This is a genomic window from Rahnella perminowiae (genome assembly GCF_019049695.1).
Taxonomy (GTDB): domain Bacteria; phylum Pseudomonadota; class Gammaproteobacteria; order Enterobacterales; family Enterobacteriaceae; genus Rahnella; species Rahnella perminowiae.
This window is the reverse complement of record NZ_JAFMOT010000095.1, coordinates 1-518: the sequence shown is the minus strand read 5'-3', so window position 1 is coordinate 518 and position 518 is coordinate 1. Positions and strand designations below refer to the sequence as shown.

Here is a 518-nt window from a genome sequence, read left to right as displayed (position 1 = left end):
GCGCTTACCACTTTGTGATTCATGACTGGGGTGAAGTCGTAACAAGGTAACCGTAGGGGAACCTGCGGTTGGATCACCTCCTTACCTCAAGATACGCATTGTGCAGTGTCCACACAGATTGTCTGATGAAATTAATGAGCAAGAGCACCTGTTGATGCGGTAAGGGCAACCTTACGCTGATGCGAAAAGTGCCAAACCACTCAGGTGGTCTGGTACGGATTTTTCGTGTCCCCATCGTCTAGAGGCCTAGGACACTGCCCTTTCACGGCTGTAACAGGGGTTCGAATCCCCTTGGGGACGCCACTCCGATAATGTGTGAAAGACATTATCACCTGTTCTTTATGAACAGAAAATAACTTAAAGATGACTTTAACGAGTCATGTTTAAGATATTGCTCTTTAACAATCTGGAACAAGCTGAAAATTGAAAGTTTACAGCTGAACATCACTCTCCGTATCTGTACTGAGTGGTGGATTAGTCTGTAACAGAGTCTCTCAAATAATCGCAATGCGGCGGTG

1 tRNA gene and 1 rRNA gene are annotated in these 518 nt (G+C 45.8%); both read left to right on the top strand.

From position 1 onward, the window contains the following. Positions 1-84, top strand: a 16S ribosomal RNA gene (locus J1781_RS00470); the annotation flags it as partial. Between the two features lie 143 nt (positions 85-227). Continuing rightward, positions 228-303: transfer RNA gene (locus J1781_RS00465), tRNA-Glu, on the top strand. Positions 304-518: the final 215 nt, after the last annotated feature.